The sequence below is a fragment of the Allomuricauda ruestringensis DSM 13258 genome (genome assembly GCF_000224085.1).
GTDB lineage: Bacteria > Bacteroidota > Bacteroidia > Flavobacteriales > Flavobacteriaceae > Flagellimonas > Flagellimonas ruestringensis.
Genome location: NC_015945.1, coordinates 1,833,992 through 1,859,550, shown reverse-complemented (window position 1 = coordinate 1,859,550; position 25,559 = coordinate 1,833,992). Strand labels below are relative to the sequence as shown.

Annotated in this window: 20 protein-coding genes; 12 read left to right on the top strand and 8 right to left on the bottom strand. The window is 40.3% G+C overall.

What is annotated here, in order from left to right:
• Positions 1–9: 9 nt before the first annotated feature.
• The 6 genes from MURRU_RS08375 to MURRU_RS08350 form a co-directional block, all read right to left on the bottom strand.
• Positions 10–939 (bottom strand): polysaccharide deacetylase family protein, encoded by a 930-nt coding sequence (locus MURRU_RS08375; RefSeq protein ID WP_014033028.1) that lies wholly within the window; start codon positions 937–939, stop codon positions 10–12.
• 5 nt (positions 940–944) lie between these two features.
• The gene (locus MURRU_RS08370; RefSeq protein WP_014033027.1) at positions 945–1,973 is read right to left on the bottom strand and encodes a C45 family autoproteolytic acyltransferase/hydolase; all 1,029 of its coding nucleotides are present in this window, start codon (positions 1,971–1,973) and stop codon (positions 945–947) included.
• 155 nt (positions 1,974–2,128) lie between these two features.
• Positions 2,129–3,937, bottom strand: a complete 1,809-nt coding sequence (locus tag MURRU_RS08365; RefSeq protein ID WP_014033026.1) for a serine hydrolase domain-containing protein — start codon at positions 3,935–3,937, stop codon at positions 2,129–2,131.
• 62 nt (positions 3,938–3,999) lie between these two features.
• The gene (locus tag MURRU_RS08360; protein ID WP_148261493.1) at positions 4,000–5,271 is read right to left on the bottom strand and encodes an amidohydrolase family protein; all 1,272 of its coding nucleotides are present in this window, start codon (positions 5,269–5,271) and stop codon (positions 4,000–4,002) included.
• Positions 5,272–5,541: 270 nt separating this feature from the next.
• The gene (locus tag MURRU_RS08355; protein WP_014033024.1) at positions 5,542–6,186 is read right to left on the bottom strand and encodes a hypothetical protein; all 645 of its coding nucleotides are present in this window, start codon (positions 6,184–6,186) and stop codon (positions 5,542–5,544) included.
• 102 nt (positions 6,187–6,288) lie between these two features.
• Positions 6,289–7,512, bottom strand: coding sequence for a hypothetical protein (locus MURRU_RS08350; protein ID WP_014033023.1), 1,224 nt, complete (start codon positions 7,510–7,512; stop codon positions 6,289–6,291).
• A 440-nt stretch (positions 7,513–7,952) separates the two neighbouring features.
• On the opposite strand from MURRU_RS08350, the gene MURRU_RS08345 reads away from it, so the two are divergent.
• Positions 7,953–8,876, top strand: coding sequence for a PAS domain-containing protein (locus tag MURRU_RS08345; protein WP_014033022.1), 924 nt, complete (start codon positions 7,953–7,955; stop codon positions 8,874–8,876).
• Between the two features lie 133 nt (positions 8,877–9,009).
• On the opposite strand, the gene MURRU_RS08340 is transcribed toward MURRU_RS08345, so the two are convergent.
• The gene (locus tag MURRU_RS08340; RefSeq protein WP_014033021.1) at positions 9,010–10,218 is read right to left on the bottom strand and encodes a toxin-antitoxin system YwqK family antitoxin; all 1,209 of its coding nucleotides are present in this window, start codon (positions 10,216–10,218) and stop codon (positions 9,010–9,012) included.
• Between the two features lie 13 nt (positions 10,219–10,231).
• Complete coding sequence (locus MURRU_RS08335) at positions 10,232–11,821, bottom strand: hypothetical protein (RefSeq protein ID WP_014033020.1); 1,590 nt, start codon at positions 11,819–11,821, stop codon at positions 10,232–10,234.
• Positions 11,822–11,984: 163 nt separating this feature from the next.
• Between MURRU_RS08335 and MURRU_RS08330 the strand changes: the two genes are divergently transcribed.
• From MURRU_RS08330 to MURRU_RS08280, 11 genes are all read left to right on the top strand, one after another.
• Positions 11,985–12,782: a LuxR C-terminal-related transcriptional regulator gene (locus MURRU_RS08330; protein WP_014033019.1), complete on the top strand. Its 798-nt coding sequence runs from the start codon at positions 11,985–11,987 to the stop codon at positions 12,780–12,782.
• A gap of 253 nt (positions 12,783–13,035) precedes the next feature.
• Complete coding sequence (locus MURRU_RS08325; protein WP_014033018.1) at positions 13,036–14,130, top strand: heparan-alpha-glucosaminide N-acetyltransferase domain-containing protein; 1,095 nt, start codon at positions 13,036–13,038, stop codon at positions 14,128–14,130.
• Between the two features lie 672 nt (positions 14,131–14,802).
• Positions 14,803–15,246, top strand: coding sequence for a GNAT family N-acetyltransferase (locus tag MURRU_RS08320; RefSeq protein WP_014033017.1), 444 nt, complete (start codon positions 14,803–14,805; stop codon positions 15,244–15,246).
• 8 nt (positions 15,247–15,254) lie between these two features.
• The gene (gene rpsU / locus MURRU_RS08315) at positions 15,255–15,452 is read left to right on the top strand and encodes a 30S ribosomal protein S21 (protein WP_014033016.1); all 198 of its coding nucleotides are present in this window, start codon (positions 15,255–15,257) and stop codon (positions 15,450–15,452) included.
• Between the two features lie 30 nt (positions 15,453–15,482).
• The gene (locus MURRU_RS08310; RefSeq protein WP_014033015.1) at positions 15,483–15,674 is read left to right on the top strand and encodes a hypothetical protein; all 192 of its coding nucleotides are present in this window, start codon (positions 15,483–15,485) and stop codon (positions 15,672–15,674) included.
• A gap of 35 nt (positions 15,675–15,709) precedes the next feature.
• Positions 15,710–16,516: a pyrroline-5-carboxylate reductase gene (gene proC, locus MURRU_RS08305; RefSeq protein WP_014033014.1), complete on the top strand. Its 807-nt coding sequence runs from the start codon at positions 15,710–15,712 to the stop codon at positions 16,514–16,516.
• 3 nt (positions 16,517–16,519) lie between these two features.
• Positions 16,520–17,296 carry a glutamate 5-kinase gene (gene proB, locus MURRU_RS08300; protein ID WP_014033013.1) on the top strand — a complete coding sequence of 259 codons (777 nt, stop codon included), beginning with the start codon at positions 16,520–16,522 and terminating at the stop codon, positions 17,294–17,296.
• Entirely contained in the window at positions 17,296–18,495 is a 1,200-nt protein-coding gene (locus MURRU_RS08295; RefSeq protein ID WP_014033012.1) for a glutamate-5-semialdehyde dehydrogenase, read from the top strand. Before proB ends, MURRU_RS08295 begins: the two co-directional genes overlap by 1 nt.
• 183 nt (positions 18,496–18,678) lie before the next feature.
• Positions 18,679–19,011, top strand: a complete 333-nt coding sequence (locus tag MURRU_RS08290) for a YegP family protein (protein WP_014033011.1) — start codon at positions 18,679–18,681, stop codon at positions 19,009–19,011.
• Positions 19,012–19,605: 594 nt separating this feature from the next.
• Entirely contained in the window at positions 19,606–21,747 is a 2,142-nt protein-coding gene (locus tag MURRU_RS08285) for a DUF5723 family protein (RefSeq protein WP_014033010.1), read from the top strand.
• 363 nt (positions 21,748–22,110) lie between these two features.
• Positions 22,111–25,551 (top strand): T9SS type B sorting domain-containing protein, encoded by a 3,441-nt coding sequence (locus MURRU_RS08280; protein ID WP_014033009.1) that lies wholly within the window; start codon positions 22,111–22,113, stop codon positions 25,549–25,551.
• The last annotated feature ends 8 nt before the right edge of the window (positions 25,552–25,559 follow it).

Genomic DNA, 25,559 nt, shown 5'->3' with positions numbered 1-25,559 from the left:
AAATAGGAGTTAATTTTCAAGTATTTGTTGATACGTGCCCTGTATTTCAGATAAATCAGGTTCTTGTTTCATCCATCTTACACGTTCTCCCTGTGTATCCATCCATCGGTACAGCCAACTGATGCCCCATTTTTTATAATAGCTGTTCTCTTGATCATAAATTGGGTCGGTGAGCGATTCCTTAAAACTCACAACTTTATAATCGTCCTGTTTGAGTTGGGCAATAATTTCCCTCAAGTAATCGGCATTAATGGCATTATCGTGGCACAAATAGATATGTTTTACGGGACGTCCGTATAAACTTCTTGCCATTTCATCAAAAAATCCGACCATGGCCAAGGTCTTTTCAACATATTGTTTCCCTATTGCCTTGGCTTTCTCAATTTCCCCATTGTCCAAATAATGCTGGTAAACAAAATCGAACATCCAATCGGAGCTTTCTACGGTGAAAGGGGCTATTATGTAATTCTTTAATTTTAAATACTCCCTAATTTGTGTATGTTGGATGGAATCTTTGCCCAAATCGTTAAAGGGAAACCGAAAATATGCAAGGTCTTTGCCATACTTTGCTATATACTGCTTGGTCAAGATTTCCCCTTTTTCAACATCCTGAATAAAACTGTTCAGGCCGACATCTGAATATCTGGGATGACTATAGGTGTGGTTTCCGATCAGTGCCCTATCTCTTTTGATCCAAGATTCCAACAGTGCTTTGTTACGGTTTACCGCATCTGTTTTGAAAATCTTATCCTCGTTGATGAAAATGGTAAATGGAACATCCAGGGAATCCAACAAATTCAATAACAGCGAGCGATAACCGTGCTTTTGGTACTTTGTGGTATTGGGTACATCGTCAATGGTTATGGAAATGGATTTTTGCTGGGCAGAGCCTAAATACAGACAAAAAGACAATATTATTATAAAAAGCTGCTTTTTCATTTACTCTATTTTTCTTGGGTATTTAATATTTTACCATCTCTCTTTCTCAACCACCAATTGAGCCTTGTGTCAGCTTTATAATTTGTTACTTTCGGTTTGGTCTCAGCTCTTTCGATCGTTAATTCATTAAGGTCGGACACAACAGACCAAATAGTGCCAAAGCCCTGCTTCTTTAAATTCAAACACACACATTTATTGGATAAAATTTCTTTAGCTTTAGTAAGGTCTATTTTTGTAATGTTACTTAATTGCTTTTCCAAACCTTCGTAACGTTCTAAACTTTTGCTCCATGCAACGCCTCCTTTTTCGTATTTCTTCATTTCAGCTAATTGGAATTGGTTGGTTATGCTGATAAAGTTTTCGTTGGTGTTTGGTTTTCTAACTAGGCTCATTTGTGGACATGATTCTACAACTGCAATATCTCCTGTTCTATCGGCAATTAAAAAGTTATTTGCTGAAGAAACCTTTGTGTTTTGAATTAATTCAATCGCTTGTTTTGTGGAATTACAATCTTCCAAAACTTTCCTTATCATAAAATGAAAACTGATGCCTGGTTGAACTTTGTTGCCATTTACAAAGGACATCGCAATGGTTAATCCTTTTTCATTTATACCATCGGAACGACCAATGAAGACATCTGATTGACCGATATACGCATATTTGTCTTTAGGGGCAATTAAGTTACTTTCTGTAAACTTTTTAAACGCATAGAGCATGTCATAATTTCTTCCAAAAACAACCGAACTGTTGTTCTTAAATGCAAATACACTGCATTGTCCTGTAGTATTGAATACACCTAGGCTTAATAAAAAAGCGCCTACATGTTCTGGCTTATCTTTTATTCCTTTAGCGAAGCCTTTTATTTCTTCAATTACTTCTGGATAAAAATTTTGCAACTCTTTATACGACTCTAATCCAAAGTCATATTTTCCCTTACTTATTTTTGGTAACGTAAAATTAGCTTTATCCAAAAGAAGGCTTCCATATTTAAGTCCCATATCATAGAAGTCTCCATAAAGTCTTGGGTGGTACATAATCTATACTGTTTTAATTAAAGCTCCCCTTTTTTTGGCTTCTGACCAAAATAAAAGAAAGAACAGTTGAAGTTTAGATTGCATAGTTTTAGGAAATGGATAGTGTGGCACCTTTTATCAAAAGGAGTGATTTATTTAGCTTTTGTTACACTATTTTAATAGTTCCACAACTTTAAACCTATTAGCCCCCAATACAGGAGATACGATGCTATGATCATACATGAGATACTGCTAATTCCTGTATGAAAACGCATCAACTTGCCCGAGCGTGCTTTTTTTAACAGGATGCTGATAAAGTAGTAAAAAGACCATACTGAAACAATTAAGAATAGCCAGCTGCCCAAATAATATATTATCGCTCCCGAGCTATAGAGCTTTTCCGGATCATATAGAAACAGTAAGCCTGAAATAGCAATCACCAAAAAAAGTATTGCTGAAAAATTGACAAGAATACCTTTGGTAATCGTCCTTTTTAATATGAGTTTTCGTATCAACAAAATCCCCAAGGTGAAAAACGAAACAATTACAATTAAAACGCACAGCAAAGCGAGATAGAACTGAATGTAAGCACCCATTCTTGAAATTTTATGATAGCTAGTTTCGCCCAACCATATAGTACTTTCATTGTCATCAACAAAAAGTGTGGTGGCTTGGGGTTCGTTGTCTTTTTTGAATATTCCATCCGCTACCGGCATCCATTGAACAGCACCTCCCATCATACTTGTTTGTATCAGGTGACTTCCTTCAGCATTCATTATTTGTAAATCGATTAAACGCATAAATGGATAGAGCACTTCTACGTTAAACGTTATGGGCTGATAGGCTCCTTCAAATTTTTCGAGATTTAGAGGTGCTATTGCAGGCTCTGGCTCCGGCTTAACTTTATAGGATGCCAGTAATTCTTTCTTTATTTCTTTGATCGCTTTTGATGCGTCTCTGTCATTGAGAAGAATGATATAACCAATGTCCTGTTTTTTTGAATACCCAAACTCTGAGAGAAAACCGCCATAACTCCCATTATGACCATAAAAAATGTCGTTTCCTACAAACTCTTGCATCAACCCTTTGCCGTAACCAAAATCAACCCCATTTCTTGCGAGTTGCGAGGACTCCGGGGTTTCCATAGCTTGAATCGATGTGGCCTCAACCAGTCGATTTCCCTTAAAAGTCCCTTCATTGAGAAAAAGTTGGGTAAAGTTTTGCATCCCTTTTAAATTAGTGGTCAGGCTCCCGGCGGGCCATTGCGGCAAATTGGGAAAAGGCTCTTCCAAAGAAGAAGCATATCCTTTGGCCCTGTGGGTATTTTCGGCAGGATGATACGTAGCAACATCCATTTTTAAAGGGTTGAGAATATGTTTAGTCATAAAGGTTTCAAAAGAACCCTTTACGCTCTCCTCCAAAATATAGGCAGCCGCAATATAATTAAGCGTATTATAGCTGTAATAGCTTCCCGGTGCCCACCGTGTGGTTAAAGCGCTTTGACTTTGCGCGAGTACAGTATGCAATGGGGTATTGGAATCTGTCCGGGCAAAAATATCAAAATGGGCTTCGTCAAAACCCGAAGTATGTTCCAGGAGATGAATCAATTTTAAGGGTTGATTCTCATTATATTCATTTGTAAAATTAAATGACGGAATGACTTCTTTTAAAGGTTTTGAAATGTTCAATTTCCCTTGTTCTTGTGCTTTCATTGTACCCAAGGCTAAAAATGTTTTGGAAATGGAACCAATTGTAAACTGGGTTCTCTCATTAACACTTTTTCCAGTTTTAATATCTGACTTTCCAAAATAGCCGCTATAAACAACAGTATCTTTATTCACCAAAGCGATCGCTGCACCCGGTACTTGGTATTTCTCAAGAATAGTATCAATTTTCTTGTCTAAAGGATGTGTTTGGGCATTACAGTTATAGCTTGCAAAGAACAGAATTCCCACATAAATAACTATTTGAATAATTCTTTTCATTTTTTATGCTGTTTAAGTTCGTGTATTTTGGTTCTTGTCGTTTTTCAAATTATGCTATTGGGTTATTCTTTTGCAAACTGCCCTTCTATGGTTTCCAAAATTGAATCAGAATCATAGCCAACGCCATTTTTAAAAACAGTTTCGACCTTTTCAATAATAGTAGGATCTTTTTCCAAGCTTCCGTTTAGGATTACAAAATTGGCCCTTTTGCCTTCCTGAATGGTTCCAATATCGGAACGTTCCAATGCTTTTGCACCGTTGCCCGTCATAATCTGAACAGCTTCTGGCGTGGAAAAACCAGCCTCAATGAGTAATTCGTAATTTCTTTGATCACCGAAACCTGGTAGTACGTGCCTACCAGCATCCGCTCCACTACATAACAAACCGCCCATTTTAAAGTACTGGTATTCAAATTGCATGATTCGTTTTAATCTGTTGTTTCTGGTGGTATCTTTTATGTTCTTATCAAAGTTTTCCCTTCGTTCTTTATACTCGTTCAATAAAGAAGGGGATATGGCCTTTAATGTTCTTTTATCTGCATAAGCCCTATTGGGGATACTGGCTTCATAAATGGACAGCGTGGATGTTAAAAACACCTCTTTATCGATCATTAACTGTTGCAAGGTTTTTACTTTAGGACTTTCCACAACAAGCTCATCCATATAAGAACGGCCGCCATTGCACACGCCATACGCTTTATTGGTTCTAAAATCGCTGGTACTGTTTAAGCCATGCTCAATACCATCGATTCCCAATTTAGTGGCTTCTTCAAAGGTTGCGGCACATAAATGCCCCCTCACTTTGGCCTTACTGCCATGAGCTACATCAATAATTGTTTTTAAGTCCCTTGGTGTTGTATTACGGTACACCTTAAACCAAGTTACTCCTTGGTTTATCCAATGCTGAATAGTATCTCTCAAATGTTTATCATCTCTTGGAACAATCATATTGGGGTTACCGCCTTTTCCTGTAATAAACGGTGCACTTGGAATTATATCGGGTCCTATCCGATTCCCGTTTTCTATTTCCTTGGACAATTCCAGTTCCCTATAGGGTGATGCCGCACCGCAGGTCTGGATCGTGGTGATGCCCGATGCCAAATAGAGTTTTGCGGCGATGTCGCCTACAAAGGGAAATCTTGGAATATGTAAGTGGTTGTGCATCCCCACAATACCTGGTATAATGGTTTTTCCTTTAAGATCTAGGATTTTTGCATTCCTTGGAACTTTAATCTCGGTATGCCCGCCAATGGATTCGAACAAACCGTGTTTAATTACAATGGTTTGATCTTCCTTTAAGACCGTACCTGTTCCATCTACAACATTGACATGCATCAACGCCAAAGTTGAATAGTTGTACTTTACATATTTAAGGATGCTATCTGAATAAATGTCCCGTGTGGATGAAATTTGGCCATTTCGATATTGATGAGATTTTAATCCATGAACATTATTGCACCCCAAAAATGGAACTAAAGTAAGGATCAAGACTAAAAATGATATTGGGATGATGTTTTTCACTGTGTTTTAATTGTTTTATAAGACGATCTTTTCTACTTGTCCGTGGGACTTCAGATATTGGAGGTTCAATGTTTGTGCTATGTGTCAGTAGGTTGCTTCCCCAAAGAATTGCCTCAAAATAAGTAAGGCTCCCACGCGAGGTCTTTTGCTTTTGGATGAACGAACATAGAATGTGCTGCTCCTACCTAAAATCTCATCTTGTATGTATTGCTCTTTAGAAGAGTTTCCATTATCGGATATACTTTTCTTATTATTTGATTTTTGAAAGCCATATAATTCAAATTGGTACTGATAGGCTGCCCAATACTCCAGCCATCTTCTCCTTGTTGGAGTGATGGAAAAGTTCTTGAATTTTCTTTTCATTTTTTCATCAAAGTCCGAATGCCCATTTTCATCAAAAACAATAACTTTAATCGAGTCTGTATTCTTCACGGATGCATTGTCCCATGTTATTTCATGCTGGGCATAATATTTTTTGGGTATCAAGGCCTTACGTCCTCCGTTCCGAAGTTCGCAGGTCAATATCAATCTTAACTTGTCATATTTTTCAAAATCCCCTACGTTAGCAATCTTCAGCACCATGGAGGTCATGTTCTCGTAGATCAAAGTGTCAAAAGGCTGAACACCTTCTTCAAGATTTCCAGAGAACAGTGCTACCCGGTTTTCTTGCCCCCGTAAAGAAGTGCCGGACAACAAAATAATTGCAGTGATGGAAAAGAATAGTTTCATGCTTTAAACATTACCGATTAAAAACAAACCACCATGCAGACATTGCGCTGCACGGTGGTTTTGAATTAAAAATCATAAATAAGGGCAGTATGTACCCGTTGATCATTCACAGTCGGTATCATATTGATTTCCTGTGGCGTAGTGAAAAAGTGTTTTGCTATACCCCCCATTTTCATGCATGGACATCAAGTCGAAATATTGGAACGTACAGCGACCATCTGGCCATGTGGCCTTTGCGGCAACCTCTACAATACGGCCAATATAGGACACCGTGATCACATCGCTCCAGCTACCGGAAGTTATTACAACATCGGTAAAGTTTTCCTTCCATCCTTTTTCCTTGGCATGTTTCTGGAGTGCTTTTAGAGCTTCGGCCTTAATGGCATCATCGTTCATGGCAGCAGTGGGCATTTTTGGCTTTTCCGTCCAACTTTCCATGAATATTCCCACCTGCTTCCAGAATTTCTTTTCGATATCTTCTTTGGCCTTAAACTCCATTTCCGTAATCTCTTGGTCGCTATATTTCTTTTTCTTTTCGTCACCGAACAGAAATATGGATTTACCCCCCTCATTATAGATATAGTGAATGCCATCCGCTCCAAAGTATATATACTGGTGAGGGCTGCTTCTTCCCCAATACGTGGGAGTATCATAGTACATAAAAATATTTGGATTTAAATGGTGCCTGTAAAACCTTTGGGTATCCGTTCTACCTTTAAGGGTGAACATTTTTACCTTGGCTCCAAAATCTACATCGATTGTGTTTTTATCGATCACTTTTACGTTCATGGTACTCTTCTGGCCTGTTGAGCTGATACCTCTATAATATTTATCAACTTCAAACCTTTCGTTTGCCGGTGCTTTGGCATATTTGGTCAGCAGTTTTGGAAAGTAGAATTTTTCTTTTCCGCTTTCCAACATATTTCGTCTCAATTCCGCAGTGCTCTTTTTGGAATTGACCAAGGATTGATCTTGGGACAATATCTCATAATAATCGGCGGGATCTGCGGTGGCATAATTAAAGTTGCCGTTGAATATGTATCGTTCAAGATATCCATCGCTCTCAGCGATAAAATAGAAAAAGCCATCGCCCACATGTAGGTAGAGCCCATCGGTACCTTGCACGGATTTCAGTTCCCTTGTATTTTCGGTTCCGTCCGTGTTTTTAAAGGTAATCGTTAACTTGCCATTGTCACAGCAGTCGGAAACTTCAATGGTGCCATCGCTAGCGGTGCGATAGTAGGTTCCATTTTTTAATTGTTGTGATCGGGCCATAAAACCCATACAGACCATTAGTAGGCATAAGGCTGTTTTTGTTGTTTTCATGTAAATAGATTAGGTGTTTATTAATAAATTTAAATGGTTTCTCTTAATTTGATATTTCAATGATCCACGTCCAATGAATCGAATTCAATCAATTGATTTTTAATTTTTTAAAATAAAAAGTAAAGTGCTTTTTGTTTATTGGAAAATCGAAATTAGCCCATTGGACAGCTCCGAACAAATGCAAATCGCACACAGCGTTAACAAACCGTTAACATCCTCAAAAAAAACATTTGAGCCTAATATGATCGAATTGAAATGGGGTGGTTTTAATCCTACTTTCTGATGGTCCCAAATTTTACCAATTAAAAATCTTAACGATTTTATGGGCTTTACTTATCTTCGCCCTGTTGATTCACTCTTTTTATAAGTAATGACGGTTGTTTCCATTTCTTAATAAAAACAACTGCTCAAAAGTATCTGAAAAACTAACGTACTTGTAAGTGAACAAAGCAAATGAAATACAAACCAGGGGGGAAGAAACAGAAAACCTTCTAAAGCTACTTGATGAAGATGAAAATCTTGATGGGGAAGCTCTTGCCAGATTATTAACGGAACAAAAGCTCGATAAACTCAAACTGATCGCTGAAAATACCATTGATGTAATCTGTTTGCACCATCCGGTGGACGGACGTTACCTATACGCGAGCCCTTCTACCGAAGATATCATGGGGTACACTTCTGAAAACCTTAGGGGAAAGGTCCCGTACGATTTTGTCCATACGGATCACCATTCCATACTCCTAAAGAATATTTCGAGCTCCACCAAAGGTATAACCTCCGTTCCCGATAAACTGGAATTAAAATTTAGAACAAAGCACAATGGTTACCAATGGTTTGAGGGATATACCAAACCCATTTTTGACAAAAAGGACAAGGTGGTGTTGGTATTGAGCTGTACCAGGAACATCCAAGACCGAAAAATTGCCGAGATAGAGAAAAAGGAAAGGGAGGTTATTCAGCAGAATCTCTTATTATCTTCTGTACTACTGGAAAAGAAAAAAGCCATCATTGAAAAAATCGAGCATAAAATTTTGGAATTGGAACCCAGTAAGCGAAAGGAACTGAAGAGTGTTTTGACCTATATTCAGGAAACACTGAACTTAGATGAAAACTGGGAAGATTTTATGATTCATTTTAAAAAGATGCATCCTGATTTCTACGGTAAGATTTTGGAGAGGTATCCCAATCTATCAAAAAAGGACATAAAGCATTTGGCCTTTATAAAACTGGGGATGACATCCTCCGAAGTGGCCAAGATCATGATTATTAAAAAAGAAAGTTTAAGGGTATTGAGAAGCCGCTTGAAAAAAAAATTGAAACTCCACCTATCGGAAGACCTTACCACATTCATTCAGAATTTTTGAAGTAAAAAAATTTCTTTTTCTTCATAATTGCATTAAACATCAGGGGGCTTTGGCTTTGGCTTTGGCTTTGGATAACAAACTATTGATAAGTGTTATTTTAGGGTTAAATAAGCGATATTTGACCTCCCCTTTTCTATAATCTTTCTTCCTTTATTAAGTTTCCATTTTGGTCATAATAGCTCCATTTACCATGTTTGTCGCCATATTTATATTTCCCCTCTTCTTTAAGTTGACCGTTGGAATGATATGCTTCCCAACTGGCTTTATTGCTATCGCTTAATAGACTATATTTTTTTGTCGACTTCAAATCACCGTCTTCATAATAGGTTCTCAATTCTCTTAGCAGTATTTTTCGGTTCACCTTTACATACTCTTTTATGGCCTTTAGTTGTCCGCTTTTGTAGTAGGCTTCATAAACATACTGGTCACCATGACCCTCTTTTAGTTTGAGTTGGCCATTCTCGTAATATTCCTTCCACACACCGGTTTTCTTATTGTTGTCTTCATTATAGCCCGTACCAAGTAATAATGTAACCTCTTCTTTATAAGTACCCTGCTCCCTTAGCTGTCCATTTTCGTACCAACTTCTGTATGGCCCCCATAAATGTGACCGAACCCTTCCACTGGTATAGGATACCGACTTGTAGTGGGCTATTTCTTTGGTTTTTCCATTATCATAATAATAGTACCATTTTCCTATTTTACCAGTAATCTTTCCTCCATCCCAGTAGGTTCCTTGGGCGGCCAGTTGTCCATTTTCGTGGTAATGTTTCCATGGACCTATTTTTTTCTCTCCGTCCTTTTCTCCTTCTTCTTTTAGTTGGCCATTTTCATAATAGGCCTGCCAAGCAACGGTCTTGGAACCTTCCTTTGTTTTGGTTATCGACTTTAACGCGCCACTGGGGTAGTACTCTTTCGGGTTTCTTCTGTTGTCCTCCTCTTGGTTCCACTTCTCCCAGGCCGCTCTGTTCTCGGGATAGTTTTTTAGGTCTTCCCCAATTTGGTACACTTCCCTAAACCTATCATCCAGTTCATAATTGCCCATAGCTTCCAAATAGGTATTTACATAATCCCTAAGTCCTTCCAAAAGCTCGTATTGTTCCGGGTTGTTGAAAAGCTTGTCCCCATCAAACAAATGGTTGAGGGAAGCAATTCTTAAATAAAGGGTTTTTGATGTGGGTTGCGCCATGGCCTCCACTTCGTCCAACTTTTCCAATACCGTTTTAAAATCACCGGAGTTAAAGGCCTTTTCGGCTTCTTCAAATTTGAGCAATGTAACGGCATCCTGCCCCTGCACGCCAATGGTTAATAATAGCAATAATAAGAGAATACTTTTTTTCATTGGTTTGTACTTATCAATTGTTCTTTATAGGAACCCCCAGCCCTCCAGTTGTTTTGGGATTCGGCTTATCCATAACATTTTTGTGCTCTTTTTTGAGTGTCCCCAAAGGAATGCCCAATGAGTTGGAGTCATTATTGGATTTTATCCCGTTTTTTGGTTTTCCCCCATATTCCACTTCTTTGATACTCACGCCCTCGATGGACTTAAAACTATTTACAAATTCGTTGCGCATAGTTTTGGCATCGTCCAAAGTAAGGTAATACCCTTGCATTGTAGGCGTGTGTGGGGCCAGTGCTGCAATTTCCTTATCCACTCTTCGCTGATAAGGCCAAGTGCCATTGTCGTATTGTGCTATTTCAAAGACATTGGAAACATAAACAGTGGTATTTTTCTTGTTCATGGTACTGGAATCCGTGGCATAAAAAAAGTAATAGATTCGGTCGGTTTGCAGGTTGCTGCTCGACAAGGGGAGCGGCAAGCTTTCGCTGAAGGCATGCAGGATATTATTGCGCTGGTCAATGATCATTTTAAATGCTTCGCGTCTTAAACGTTCCTGTTCTTCCCGGTACCGTTGTTCCCTTTCCCGTTGCAATTTTAAGCGACGTTGCCGTTCTGCTTCTGCACGTTCCTCTGCTTCTCTTTGCTTTTTTCTTTGGGAGAGATCGGCGATTATAGATGCAGCTGTACCTACTACAACAGCACCGACCGCACCTTCCACATTCCCCTGTCGGGCAAACTCTTCCGCCAGTGGCTGTACTCCCTCTATATAATTGGTTCCGCCATTTTGCATCTGTTGTGTCCATTGGCCCATGGTCTGGTCGGCAGCATTTTGTAAATTTTGTGATTGGCGTTGCTGTTCGGCCAGTCTTTGCCGCATTGAGGCGATTTGCCGGCGTCTTTCCACCATTTTTTTCTGGTAGGCCTGATTTTGGCCGGCACCTTGACGGCTATAATCCGAAGTAGCTGTGGAAATGGACCGGTTATTCCCCGTCTTTAAAGCCGTATCATTATTGAACGTAGAGGAATTTTTATAATTATCGGAATTTGTTCCTGCATCCATGCCGGACAGAACCAAAGTTTTTTTCTTTTTTTTGGCTTGCAGCCTCGCAATGGTGTTTTGTGCACTTAGAATATCGTCTTCTGCATATTTGGTGCTTGCATTTCCTCCAAAACGTTGATTGATATCTTTTTGGACACCAATAGTTTGTCGTTTATAAGTTATGAACGCTTCCAAGTTGTGAATGGCCTCTTGTCTGTCCGCTTCAAAATTTGGATTGTTGTCCGTTAATTTGTTGCTTGCCCTATGTCCCTCTTCCCATGCTTTCTGGGCCTTATCGTCCAAAGCATTCTTTTGGACATACATGGCCTCAATCTCAGCTTGCCTTTTTTCCTTCTCTGCCGCTTTCTTACATCTGCACTCCAAACATTCGATTATCCGCTCCATATTTTCATAACCGGCAAGGGATCCCCTTATATCGTCACAATCAATTTTAACATTGGGCATTGCGGCAATGCCCTCACATTCCGTGCATGGAAAACTGTTCTGTGCCGCCAACGAAAAGGTAGAAATTACAAAAATAAAGACTGGAAGTGTTTTGAACATACCATTTAAATTAAGCAATGGGACAAAAAAAGCTGATATCCGGACCAAATGCTTATTCACTCCAAAACTACCTCATAAAAAGCCCCATGTAAATACCGCATTTTAGGTAATTTTAACATAAATCCCTAATTTAACCGATGAACCGACCTAACAACTTAAGCACATGGACCCAAATCTTGTTCCTGTATTCCAGGCTTGGAAAAAGGGATATAAAGACCGCATAAAAAAGCCTTCTCGGTTTAAAATCCCGACAAACTTGGTGCGCATGGCCGCACTTTTTACGCCAGGCCGGTTTTATTTCTACATTATTAACACTTTTAACTTTGAGTTGGAATATGTTTCCCCTGGAGTTGCGGATTTGTTGGGTATAGACCCAGAGAAAACCACTATGGACCTGTTGTTGGACATGGCCTTGCCCGAGGTTATTCCTACCATTGCCCAAAAGGAAGCGGCCACCAGCGATTTTTTTAATCGTTTTCTCACCAAGGAGGAACGTTTACATTATAAATACGTGTACACCTATCCCTATAGAAACCATCGAGGTGAAAAACGTGATATGATGATACAGGTATCGCCATTGTCACTTTCCAAAGACGGGGCAACACAGCACCATCTGGGCATACATACCGATATTACCCACCTTGGCGTTCAGCACAATGATACAGTGTCCTATTTCAGCATTGATGAGGGGAAAAATTACTTGAACGTTTCTGCAGACAAAGGTGTTTTTAATCCCAGTATGGGAAGGGAGGTACGCAATGGAATAGCTCAATCCCTCACCAAAAGGGAAAGGGAAATAGCCAAGCTTTTGGCCAAGGGCCTAAACGACACGGAAATTGCGGAGGAGTTGAAGATAGCTTTTCTTACTGTCCGTACACATAGAAGGAACATGCTCAAGAAAACCAAGTGCAAAAATAGCGTGGAGTTGGTATCCCTATGTCTTATGGGCGGGATAATTTAAATGGACACATAACACGATTATAGGGTTACTTCGTTTATGTTTACCATTGAAATAAAGTAAACTACCTCGGGGCAAGCCCACTAGGCATTGAATGGAAACTCATGTTTGATTTCGATGCAAGCGTCGGAGCATTTAAATCTCGATTATCGAGTAACACTGTTTAATATTGTGGTTGAGCGTCCAACTGCACAATAATTTCGTACTTCAAATAGCGTATGTATCCTTTTCAAATTTATAAAAACAGGCTTTACCCTTGAAAAATGAAATAACGGCCTCATCACATGATCAATTAAGAACCGAACGGTTATACTTTATAGATGCACTGCGTGCATGGGCTATATTGATGATGTTACAGGGACATTTTGTGTCCTCGTTGTTGGCAGACACTTATCGAGAAGAAGGAAGTTCACTCTTTTTTATTTGGAGTTACCTTAGGGGCGTGACAGCCCCTGTGTTCTTTACCGTATCAGGATTTATATTCACCTATCTGCTACTCAAGAGATATGGGATGGGATGGTCAAATCCCCGGGTAAAAAAAGGGCTTAAAAGGGGTGGCCTGCTCATTGTCATCGGCTATGTATTGCAAATCCGGTTTGGCCGATTGTGGGAAGGTTCCATCAACCCTAACTTTGATATTGTCCACGTACTCCAATGTTTAGGGCTCTCCATTATATTGATCATCATTCTTTATTTGATTTCCTATCGGTTCAAAACGTATGTTCTTCAAATTCTGTTAGGTTCTATTACCATTCTACTTTTCTTATCCAGTGCTACATTTGGCCAGTGGGAATATAATTTCTTGCCCGAAGTGATCTCAAATTATTTTACACGGGCAAACGGTTCGGTTTTCACCATAGTACCCTGGTTTGGTTTTGCAACAGCAGGTGCTTGCATTTCCGGATTCTTTCACTACAACCTCAACAAACAGGGGTTTTATAAGAAAGCATTATTGGCTACCCTCGCCATTGCCGCTCTACTTATTTTCCAATCCTACGAATTCATAAGGGATGTTGAAAACCTTACCAATCTCCAATTTTTTAAAAGCGCACTTGGAAAAAGCTACCTTTTTGCCCGGTTGGGTGTGGTTCTGTTGGTTTTTGCAATATTTATGCTCTTGAGAAACTTATTGAACCACAAAATCGTCCTTGATATCGGTCGGCATACCCTGGCCATTTATGTTGTCCACTCCATTATCCTCTACGGCAGTATCACCGGTTATGGATTAAGTAGATATTATTATCACTCCCTCTCCCTATCACAAGCAATTATTGGGGCAGTATGTTTTGTCTTTTTGATAAGTTTTTTGGTTTTGATGGTCTATAAGAGAGTAAAGCAACCTATAAGTTAAAAACAATTACAAAAGTGGCCGATCGTTATAAAATCTTTATAACTCTATCCCTGCCTTTACTGCCCCCAACCGAATTATGGTTTTCTATGTTGCTTTTTAAATGGGAAAGTTTAAGGCTTGTTGATTGGAAGTATTCCAACACCCTTTTTCAGATAGCATTCTACGCCAGTATTATTAGACTAAATGGAAACACATTTGGGATTCTGACCAAATCTATAGCAGTTAAATGATCCTTAATCGGACATTTAAACAATCTGCTGGCAAAGTTGACTTTTAAGAACAATTAACATTAAATACACGACCTTTAAGCAATCCTTATAATAATCGACCTAATCACCACTTTAATTTATACCCAAAATCTTGAAAGAAACGTTACAAAAAACATAAACCCCAGTATTATTGGGATTTAAGGGCTATATTTATTATCTTTGCCCCGATGAACGTCAAGCTCCACGAGAGAAAAAATTGCAGGATCCTAAGTTTTAATTATCTGGTATTTAGAAACCAGCCAGATAAGTTTATACCGCCTACGCTATAATTACCTTCCCTTAACCAAGGAAGTTGACCCCATTATAATGGGAATTACGGAAAAAGAATTTCCGCCATTTTCCATCAGCCCTAGTCGTAACCGTTAACAAAAAAACCAAATCCATTATCGTTCAAAACAAAAGCATGGTAATCAAGACCTACGATGCCTATACTAGACTTTCTACCATGGAAGCAAATCGGTTTGCCAACTTTCTTTTTGACCATCAAGAGGGAAAAAAGGCAGAGAAAAAAGCCATCAGAAAAGCTATTCAGTATTCCACCAAAGACATTCCCGGATTGGGGGGATATGTTTTTGCCATGGAAGAAAAAAATGAGATTCTAGGTTTAGCTGTTGTGAACAAAACCGGTATGGGAGACTATATCCCCGAAAACTTTCTTGTATTCTTTGTAATACACAGAGATTATAGGGGTAACGACATCGAACAGAAACTATTGGACTATACGCTCCAATATTGCAAAGGGGACGTTGCCATTCACATTACCAGTGAAAACCAATATCCGAACAAAAAATTTTTCGAAGAAAAAGGGTTCAATGCAACCCATTTAGAAATGAGATTGAACAGATAAATCATTATATGCTAAAAATTGAAGTTAAGCCAGGCGAAAGTATTGAAAGGGCTCTAAAACGCTACAAAAGAAAATATAGAAACACCAAGCGTTTGGACCAAATACGAAGCCGTCAAGAATACACCAAAAAATCAGTAGAACGCCGTAAAACATTAAAAAAGGCACAATACAAGGAACAATTCCTGAACGAACAGGAAGACCAGTAACATAAAAACTCTAGTATCAACAACAATAAAATGAGACTTTCAAAAATTAAAAGGGAAACCAAATATGAAAAACGTTACAGCGTTAAAATGGGGGAACTTACCACCCAGGTTACGTATATTAAACAGTACATTATAGGGCTTCCCGTTCGCACTTTGCACAAATACCGTGAAACCTACTATGGTGAGGTCAAAGATTGTGAAGAATGTAATGTATTAGCATAACACCATTATAATTTAATAACCCTTTAATAAAACAAATGAAAGTATTGGTTATTGGCGCAGGTAACATGGGGCTTACCTATGCCACAGGTATGTCTAAATCCAAATTGTTGAAGAAACGCAACATTATGGTGCTGGACAAGTCAAAAGAAAAATTGGAAGAAGTAGGAAAAATTGCCTATTTCGATGCCATTGACAAAATCGAAGATTGTGTTCCACAGGCAGACATCATCTTTTTGGCAGTAAAACCCTACCATGCCGAAGAACTCTTCCAACGCATGAAAAAATTGGTGAATCCGGAACAATTGTTCATTTCCATTATGGCGGGAGTCACCATAAACTATATTCAAGAAGCTTTAGGAATCAAGAAAGTGGTAAGGGCAATGCCCAATTTGCCGGCACAGGTTGGCAAAGGGCTAACCAGCTATGTTTCTGCAGATGAAGTTTCCAGATTGGAATTATTTATGGTAGAAAGCTTATTGGACACTACTGGAAAATCACTCCGAGTGAAAAATGAGAAATTCATTGATGCATCCACCGGAATATCCGGAAGTGGACCTGCATACGTTTTTTACTTTATGCAAAGCATGATGGAGGCCGCCCTACAAATGGGCTTCTCCGAAAATGTGTCCAAAGTATTGGTGAGCCAAACCTTTACCGGTGCGGTAGAGTTGTTCAACCAAAACAACCTAAATCCCGATACCTGGATGGAAATGGTAGCCTCTAAAGGAGGAACAACCAGAGCCGCCTTGGACTCCATGGAAGATAACAATGTAAACGAATTAATCAAAGAAGCCGCCTTCGCAGCATTTGGCAGAGCTGTGGAACTGGGCGAAGAATACTAAACCATGTATAAAGAACTAGTGGTCATCAAAGTAGGCACAAATGTGATGACCAACAAAGACAACAGAATAGTAAGACCTGTGCTAAACAATTTGGTACAACAAATTGCAGAACTGTACGAACGCGACATCATGACCATTTTGGTCTCCTCTGGATCGGTAATTGCCGGTAAGGAGGTACTGGGAAAAGCAAAAATCAAGGACAAAACCCAACGTAGGCAAGTGTATTCTGCCATTGGGCAACCCAGAATGATGAGGCATTATTACAACATCTTTAACGATTACGGTATGAAATGTGCCCAGGTACTGCCCACAAAACGTGATTTTAACCCTGGGGTGCACCGCGACAACATGATCAATTGTCTTGAAGGACTACTTTCCGAAGGAGTAATCCCAATAGCCAATGAGGATGATGCCGTTTCCGTATCCATGTCCATGTTTTCGGACAACGATGAACTGGCAACCCTGTTGGCCCAATTAATGAGGGCCGATAAATTGATCCTGATGACGGATATTGACGGCCTGTATGATGGACACCCAGAAAAGGCGGATTCCAAGGTAATCGATAAAGTTGAGCCCAAAGAAGACCTCGATAAATATATTGAAGAGGGCAACAAACAAGAAGGTGAAGGCCGCGGTGGTATGGGTTCAAAATTGAGCTACGCACAAAAAGCTGCTGCCGATAACATTCCATCCTACATTGTTAACGGTAAGCGGGATAACGTAATCCTAGATGTTATAGACGGAAAAAACGTAGGAACTGAAGTTTCAAAACCAGAGTAATGAAGTTATTAAAAACAGATTTAAAAAATAAAGTATTACAAGATATGGAGCGTATTCTCGATCAAAACCGAGAAGAATTGCTCCAAGCTAACAAAAAGGACCTTGACGCATTTAACCGCGACGACCAAGCATTGTACGATCGTTTGGTCGTAGATCAAAAGAAGGTGGATCAAATGATTCAGGCCGTAAAAGAAGTTCGCTTGCAAGATGACCCCGTGAACAAGGAAATCTCTACAAGAGAGCTCGACAATGGGCTAAAAATCATCAACCGTACAGCGCCTTTTGGCACCATAATGATCATCTACGAATCACGTCCGGATGTAACCGTCGAGGCTGCCGTTCTAGCTTTCAAGGCCAACAACAAAATATTGCTAAAAGGAGGTAAAGAAGCCTACCATAGCAATAAGGCCCTTGTAAAGTTTTGGCACCAAGCCTTGTCCGAAAACGGATTACTGGAGGATTTTATCCAGTTCTTGGAAATGGACAGGACACAAACTCAGGACTTTTTAAGGAATCCAGACCAGGATTTGGACCTTATTGTCCCCCGTGGAGGAGAACGTTTGATCGCCTTTGTAAAGGAACATGCCAAATGTGCCGTTTTGATAAGCGGTAGAGGAAACAATTTCCTATATGTGCACAAGGAAGCCGATTGGGAAAAGAGCTTAAAAGTAATCTTGAACGCAAAAACCCATAAAATCTCTGCCTGTAACGCATTGGATAAAGTTTTGATGGATACCCAAATTGATGGTTATGAGGACAAGCTCAAGGAATTGAAGCAGGTACTCACCGCCAACAACGTATCCATTTTGGTAGATGATCAAGTCAAAAAAGTGTTGAAGGATGAGGAAATCATTCCAGATCCTTCCGTTTGGCAAGAAGAGTTTTTGGCTATGAAGTGTGTTATCGGTGCTGTCAACAATATTGATGAAGCCGTGGAGAAAATCAACAAAAACTCTGGCGGGCACTCTGCCTCCATAATGACAGAAAACAATGATGTGGCAAAAACCTTTATGGAAAATGTGGACTGTGCAGCAGTGTACCAAAACGCCTCTACCCGATTTACCGATGGTGGACAAATGGGCGTGGGTGCAGAGCTCGCCATCAGTACGGACAAATTGCACCACCGAGGACCATTGGGTCTAAATCAATTGGTCACCAACAAATACTATGTATTTGGAGACGGTCAGATCAGGGTGTAAAACATAAGTTTACATAATTCAAAAGGAGGCCGATCGGCCTCCTTTTTTGTCTCAAAAAATATGGGCGCTATTCCCATTTACCTTTTAAAAAGAGTAAAAGCTTATTTTATTGGTAATTTCTCCCTCATTTATTGGTCAATTTTTAATAAAATATCTAGATTTATTACTTAAAATATAAAGAATATGGGAAAATTTGAGATTAAAACGGATAAAGCTGGTAAGTTTAGGTTTAATTTAAAAGCTGGAAACGGCCAAGTTATTTTAAGCAGTCAAGGGTACTCCTCCAAATCTGCCTGCGAAAATGGCATCGAGTCTGTAAGAACTCATTCACAGGACGATGGAAATTTTGAAAGAAACACCGCAAAGGATGGAAGCCCGTACTTCAACCTTAAAGCATCCAACGGTCAAGTTATCGGCAATAGTGAAATGTATTCCAGTGAATCTGCCATGGAAAATGGTGTTTCTTCAGTTAAAAAGAATGCACCAAGTGCATCGGTAGAGGAAGTCTCCGAATAAAAACCGTATCATTTAAACAATATAAAGCAGTCCTTTGGGCTGTTTTTTTTATGCCTTTTTTTGCAACCACCAATTGAAAACGGGCATCCATTGGTTGAAACAGGGCATTCATAAAACGACCTACGTTAATTCCATTTTTTGCTCTTATGTTTGTTCTGCAATCAAGCGTTAAAGCCAATTGAAAAAGCAAGATCAATTTTTAACGCATGCACATATAGCAATTCACTTTTGACGACTGTTGGTCATAAAAGTGTTTAGTTTAGTTGAGGTTTCCGTTACGCCAAGGAACTATTGTAGTTCCTTGGTTGTAATGGTTTTTTATTTTGGACCCATCTTGAGTTGTTGGGATTCATGCGGGAATTTAAATTTTTGTGCAGATGGGTTCTTTTCAACACCTGCGTTTTCCTATCTTTTTTCTGGAGAATATTCCTTCAAATTAGATTCCAGATAAACCCAACTCCCCCATCCGTCAATTCAAAAGGGCCTTTCGTGCATTGTACCCTCTACAATACCTCTTTTTATATTCTCTTTGGGGTCTGTTAATCAAAATAATTAATAACCCTTGCCTTTTTTTAGGGACTAAATTTTTAAAACATGCATTCAAAAAATACCCTTTTGAGCATTTTACTTTTGTTTTCAGTCTACATGCTCAGAGCACAATCTTATGAAGGTTTGCTCACAGACAATTACAATGGAGTGCACGGTGTTCTTTCCAACCCGGCCAATATTGCAGATTCCAGATTAAAGCTGGACATCAACCTAATAGGTGTAAGTGCCTTTTTTGGCAACAATTATTTAAGCGCTACTTTGGGAGATGCATTCAATGACATAGACAAAACCTTTGACGATGCCAAAACAACTCCAAAAAGCAACAATTTTATAGCGGCCAACTTGGATATTCTTGGGCCATCGGCTATGCTCAGTCTTTCCGAAAAACATTCGGTAGCCCTTTATACAAGGGCTCGCATTTTTGCCAATGTAGACGATATAGATGGTTCCACCATTGACAAAGAAGGAGGTTTTGATGAAAATGAGAATTTCTCCATCAATGAAGGTGACCTCTCCGGAGAGCTCAACCTTTGGACAGAAATAGGTGCTACCTATGCAAGGGTCTTAATGGACAAGGACGAACATTTCCTAAAAGGAGGTATAACTCTAAAATACCTGTCCGGCATACACCACGCCTATCTTAATGGTTCCGAGGTAACGGTCGACTACAATGCTGCCACAGAAGAAGTAGCAACAAATGGAACCCTTACCCACGGTTATGATGTTGGGGGCGATGATAGTTTAGGAGATGCATTCAATTTTGGACAGTCCACAGGCCTTGGTTCAGATATCGGATTTGTATATGAATGGAGGCCCGACCATGAAGATCAAAAATTGGTAGACCTCAATGGAAATAAAATATCCAACAGGGGCATCAATAAATACAAACTAAAATTTGGTGCATCCATCACAGACATTGGAAGCATAAACAACAAAGGAGGAGAACAGCAAACCTATGACCTGAACAAAGTACAGAGCATTGATAATTTTGAAGGAGATGATCTGGAAGATGCCCTAAAAAACAATTTTGATGTAATAGGTGGCTTGCAAGAATCTTCCAAAACAGGATTGCCCACCGCTTTGCATGCCAATGTGGACTGGAACATCTATTCAAAGTTCTACTTGAACCTAAACTCCGATATATCGTTAAGGGGAGAGAACAAGCTTAACACACATCATATTCAAAATCAAGTGTCATTGACCCCAAGACTGGAAACTGCTTGGCTAAGCATCTACTCCCCAATAAGTTTGATGCGGGAAATAGGTTTTCGCTGGGGTGCTGGTCTAAGGGCAGGCCCATTCTATGTTGGATCAGGATCTATCCTAACATCTATTTTTGGCCAGACCAAATCCTTGGATCTTTATGCCGGAGCCAAAATTCCAATATATCAAAACAAATTACGCGATAAAGATGGTGATGGGCTCAAAAATGATATGGACAAATGTCCTGAAACTCCTGGCCCTATTGAAAACACCGGATGCCCTTGGCCGGATACTGATGGCGATGGCCTTTTGGACAAAGACGATGACTGCCCCAATGAAGTTGGTCCACAAGAAAACAACGGTTGTCCATGGCCCGATACCGATGGAGACGGTATTTTGGACAAGGATGACAAATGTCCAAACACACCGGGACTTAAAGAATTTAATGGTTGCCCCGATACAGATGGGGACGGAATTATAGACCAAGACGACCGCTGTCCCAACGACCCAGGTAGTCCAGAACTTAAAGGATGTCCAGATTTTGACGGTGATACATTGGCCGATATGGATGATGACTGTCCTAAAATAGCAGGTCCTGTAAGCAATAATGGTTGTCCAGAAGTCACCCAGGAAGTTCAAAAACAGTTGAACGATTATGCCAAGACCATCCTTTTTGATACCGGAAAAGCAACAATTAAACCAGAATCCGTTACCGTGATGGTAGATATCATCCAAATTCTGAACGAATATCCCAATGCCAAATTTACCGTGGAAGGACATACCGACAGTGTTGGAAGTAAAGAAAGTAACCAAAAATTATCGGAAGCCAGGGCCAATTCGGTGAGGGATTTCCTGATCAATGAAGGAATCTCTGGTAATAGATTAACAGCCATAGGCTATGGTGAAGAAAAACCAATAGCATCCAACGGAACAAAAATTGGAAGAAAACAGAACAGAAGGGTAGAAATAAATCTGATAAAATAACCATCCTGCCCATATTTTTAAATCAATGTAAGAACTAGGTTTGGTGTAACTCTTTGGTTCTTCACTAACAGAGATGGTTGGGCCGCCAATAAAAAATTGGCGGCCTTTTTTATCAAATTATCGTTTTCTACATTCTTTTCAGCACTCAATCACTCTTAAAAATAACAAGACAATACTTACAAAATTGACTATTTCTATATAAGAGCAACTTTTCATTCATAAACTCATTTGCACCTTTCATCAATTGGAACCCTGCATAGGTTAATTGGTTGACCCTGTGTATGTATAAAGTACCTTATTTTATACTTACCAAATCCATTTCTTGAACTGGCCCCATCAAGAAATCTTTAAAACCTACTTGTTATGACGAAACTTTTACTTCTTTTCTTTTTCCAACAGGAATCGGTAAAAAAAGACTTCAGTGCTCTTTTTTCTGATTTGCTGAAACATGCACTCCAATGTATAATTATACTGTGCATATTCATCATAAACAATGACAGCTTTGGTCAAGCTGGTGATGTTGATACATGGTTTAAAGCGGGAAGGGCGGTAAACATGGCTCCTGGAAACAATCTTTTTTGGGATTCCAATCCTTTGCCACCACCAGACGGGACACCAGTATCCATCTGGTACGACCTTGTCACTTATACCGAACAAAATGCTGTTCAAAATCCAGTTCCTGCAAATTATCCATTGCCATCTCCTGATGGCTTTGATTATCCATATCCTAACAGCGGAACATACTCTTTATTCCTTAGCCCAACTGGATCAACTCCTGGGTTACCTGTTTTACATAGAAACAATACGGACAATATTAACTTCAATCCTGTTGTACGGTTTGATGGTAGCGGAGATGGACAAGCGTTACATTTTCGTTCTAACTCTAGAGACGACCTTACTGTATTCATTGTTTTTAAAGCGGAAGGAGCTGGAAATTCAGCAGAAAGTCAACGCCTACTTTTTGGTGGTGATGTAGATGTGCACCACACCTCCTTCAATCAAAGTGAATGGACTACAAACCTATCATTGGGCATTGCAGATGGAAATCGCTTTTCTGTAGGTAGAACATGGTCTGGTGATGGTGGTGGCTATTTTCAAAGTGGAAGTGTAGATCTTATGGGACAGCCCACAATAGGCGTGTTCACCAGAGAAGTTTTAAATCCTGAAGAAGAGCTTTTGACTACTTTTGTAAATGGTATTCCCGATATCTCTACCCCTCGATTCGATAATAATCTTGCTGATAATAGCCTTTTCTTTTATAATAGACTGGGTAAACACTTCAACAGCAATGACCCCAACCGTAATCTTACTGGCGATATAGCGGAAATCCTCTTGGCTGATGTATCCCTGTCAAACAATTATATACAAAGGGTGGAAACTTATCTGGCCATAAAATATGGCATCACCTTATATAATGGTGGCCAATTGGGAAGTATTACAGGGAATGATTCCTATAATTACCTTGCAGCAAATGGTGATATTATATGGCAGGCCGAAATCACTTACAAACATGATATAGCAGGAATTGGTGCAGATGTATTTAATGATCTTGCTCATATTGATGTTAGTTTACGCTATACGTTGGATCAACGCATCTCCAAAAGTGAAAACTCAGATGCCATTGTAACCATCTCCACAAACACAGATTTTAGTGAAGATAATGTCGACCCAGCCAGCAGACCGGCCATTCCCGGATGGCCAACATATAACTACAATTACCTCCTTTGGGCCAACGACAACGGCAGTATAAACGAAATATTCACAGAACTCCCAACAGACCCGGCGGGTATCACATCCAGAATAGAAAGGGAATGGAGGGTACAGAGCAATCAACTCGGTGGAGTAACACCCATATCTGGAGTGAGTGTTCGGGTAGATCTTTCTGGCTCCAGCATATTGACCAACAATGACGCTTGCGCCATCAAACTATTGATAGATACCGACACCGATGGTGATTTTACAACTGGAACCATTACCGAGATAGTAGCCACAAGCATCGATGGAGACGGGAACGCCTATTTTGACAATCTAACTCTCAATCATCGAGAAGTATTTACCATTGGTTATGGCGCGCCCACCATCGACGCCCTGGCAACACAGCCCACCACATGCGGGGCAAGCGACGGGGAGATACAGTTCACTTTCCAGAACGTCCCCGACGACAGCTATACCATAACCTATGACGGGGGGAGCTTCCCCAACGTGGCCGTGGCAGGCAACGCCGCCACCGTCACCGGACTCGCCGCAGGCAACTACAGCAACCTGAAGGTCACCGTCAACAGCTGTACTTCACAGCAGGACCCGGACATCGTCCTCTCATCGCCCGACGCGCCCACCATCGACGCCCTGGCAACACAGCCCACCACATGCGGGGCAAGCGACGGGGAGATACAGTTCACTTTCCAGAACGTCCCCGACGACAGCTATACCATAACCTATGACGGGGGGAGCTTCCCCAACGTGGCCGTGGCAGGCAACGCCGCCACCGTCACCGGACTCGCCGCAGGCAACTACAGCAACCTGAAGATCACCGTCAACAGCTGTACTTCACAGCAGGACCCGGACATCGTCCTCTCATCGCCCGACGCGCCCACCATCGACGCCCTGGCAACACAGCCCACCACATGCGGGGCAAGCGACGGGGAGATACAGTTCACTTTCCAGAACGTCCCCGACGACAGCTATACCATAACCTATGACGGGGGGAGCTTCCCCAACGTGGCCGTGGCAGGCAACGCCGCCACCGTCACCGGACTCGCCGCAGGCAACTACAGCAACCTGAAGATCACCGTCAACAGCTGTACTTCACAGCAAGGACCCGATGTCGTGCTATCGTCTACTGGATTCAATGTAACCACAAATGTTCAGCATGAAACGTGTTGGGAAAATGATAATGGTTCTGTATCTGTGGATATTGGCAATGCAGTTTTCCCTGTTACAGTTCAGTTGAACAATAGGGAACCTATAGTTTTCAATACAAATTCGTTTGATATTGACGATTTGACTCCTGGCAATTATGAAATGATCGTAATTGATGACACGGGTTGCCAAACCACTACCAGTTTTGGAATCCAATCTGGAGGGCCAAACCTTGGTGCTTCGGTTGAAGTGATGTATCTGTGCGACTCGAACCTTCCATCAAATACTATTGCGATTACCTTATTCGACCCCTCCATCAGCAATGATGTACTCTATGCTTTGGATTCCACGGATCCCAATGATTTTGTCCTAAGTCCCAACTTTGGAAATATTACTTCAGGAAACCACACGCTGTCCATCATGCACAATAATGGTTGTTTGACAGAGATTCCTTTTGAAGTTGAAAACTTTGAGCAATTAGAGTTAACGCTAACAAGTGAATATGTGAATCAAATAACTGCAAATGTCACTGGCGGAACAGCGCCTTATACTTATTATTTTGACGACAATGAAGGAACCACTTCCAATACCTATACCATTGATCGAGGTGGGGCTTTCTCGGCTCGAGTGGTGGATAGTAATGGATGTGAGGTTGTGCAAAGTACCTCGATGAATTTAGTGGATATATCAATTCCAGACTTCTTCACTCCGAACAATGATGGACAAAACGATTATTGGAACCCAAAAAACACTGAATTGTTCCCAGATATTGAAACCTACATTTTTGATAGATACGGAAGAAAAATCAAAGTCATGGGACAATCGGAAGAATGGAATGGAGAGTACGATTCCAAAGCTATGCCTTCCGGAGATTACTGGTATATCGTAAAACTTAATGATGGATCGGGGCGTGAATTTGTTGGACACTTTACGCTGTACAGATAAAATCAAAA

Bases quoted from the DNA above. Each gene is read 5' to 3' on its own strand.
- MURRU_RS08375 (WP_014033028.1), bottom strand. From the start codon at position 939: ATGAAAAAGCAGCTTTTTATAATAATATTGTCTTTTTGTCTGTATTTA.
- MURRU_RS08370 (WP_014033027.1), bottom strand. From the start codon at position 1,973: ATGTACCACCCAAGACTTTATGGAGACTTCTATGATATGGGACTTAAA.
- MURRU_RS08365 (WP_014033026.1), bottom strand. From the start codon at position 3,937: ATGAAAAGAATTATTCAAATAGTTATTTATGTGGGAATTCTGTTCTTT.
- MURRU_RS08360 (WP_148261493.1), bottom strand. From the start codon at position 5,271: ATGCATGTCAATGTTGTAGATGGAACAGGTACGGTCTTAAAGGAAGAT.
- MURRU_RS08355 (WP_014033024.1), bottom strand. From the start codon at position 6,186: ATGAAACTATTCTTTTCCATCACTGCAATTATTTTGTTGTCCGGCACT.
- MURRU_RS08350 (WP_014033023.1), bottom strand. From the start codon at position 7,512: ATGAAAACAACAAAAACAGCCTTATGCCTACTAATGGTCTGTATGGGT.
- MURRU_RS08340 (WP_014033021.1), bottom strand. From the start codon at position 10,218: ATGAAAAAAAGTATTCTCTTATTATTGCTATTATTAACCATTGGCGTG.
- MURRU_RS08335 (WP_014033020.1), bottom strand. From the start codon at position 11,821: ATGTTCAAAACACTTCCAGTCTTTATTTTTGTAATTTCTACCTTTTCG.
- MURRU_RS08330 (WP_014033019.1), top strand. From the start codon at position 11,985: ATGGACCCAAATCTTGTTCCTGTATTCCAGGCTTGGAAAAAGGGATAT.
- MURRU_RS08320 (WP_014033017.1), top strand. From the start codon at position 14,803: ATGGTAATCAAGACCTACGATGCCTATACTAGACTTTCTACCATGGAA.
- rpsU (WP_014033016.1), top strand. From the start codon at position 15,255: ATGCTAAAAATTGAAGTTAAGCCAGGCGAAAGTATTGAAAGGGCTCTA.
- MURRU_RS08310 (WP_014033015.1), top strand. From the start codon at position 15,483: ATGAGACTTTCAAAAATTAAAAGGGAAACCAAATATGAAAAACGTTAC.
- proC (WP_014033014.1), top strand. From the start codon at position 15,710: ATGAAAGTATTGGTTATTGGCGCAGGTAACATGGGGCTTACCTATGCC.
- proB (WP_014033013.1), top strand. From the start codon at position 16,520: ATGTATAAAGAACTAGTGGTCATCAAAGTAGGCACAAATGTGATGACC.
- MURRU_RS08295 (WP_014033012.1), top strand. From the start codon at position 17,296: ATGAAGTTATTAAAAACAGATTTAAAAAATAAAGTATTACAAGATATG.
- MURRU_RS08290 (WP_014033011.1), top strand. From the start codon at position 18,679: ATGGGAAAATTTGAGATTAAAACGGATAAAGCTGGTAAGTTTAGGTTT.
- MURRU_RS08285 (WP_014033010.1), top strand. From the start codon at position 19,606: ATGCATTCAAAAAATACCCTTTTGAGCATTTTACTTTTGTTTTCAGTC.
- MURRU_RS08280 (WP_014033009.1), top strand. From the start codon at position 22,111: ATGACGAAACTTTTACTTCTTTTCTTTTTCCAACAGGAATCGGTAAAA.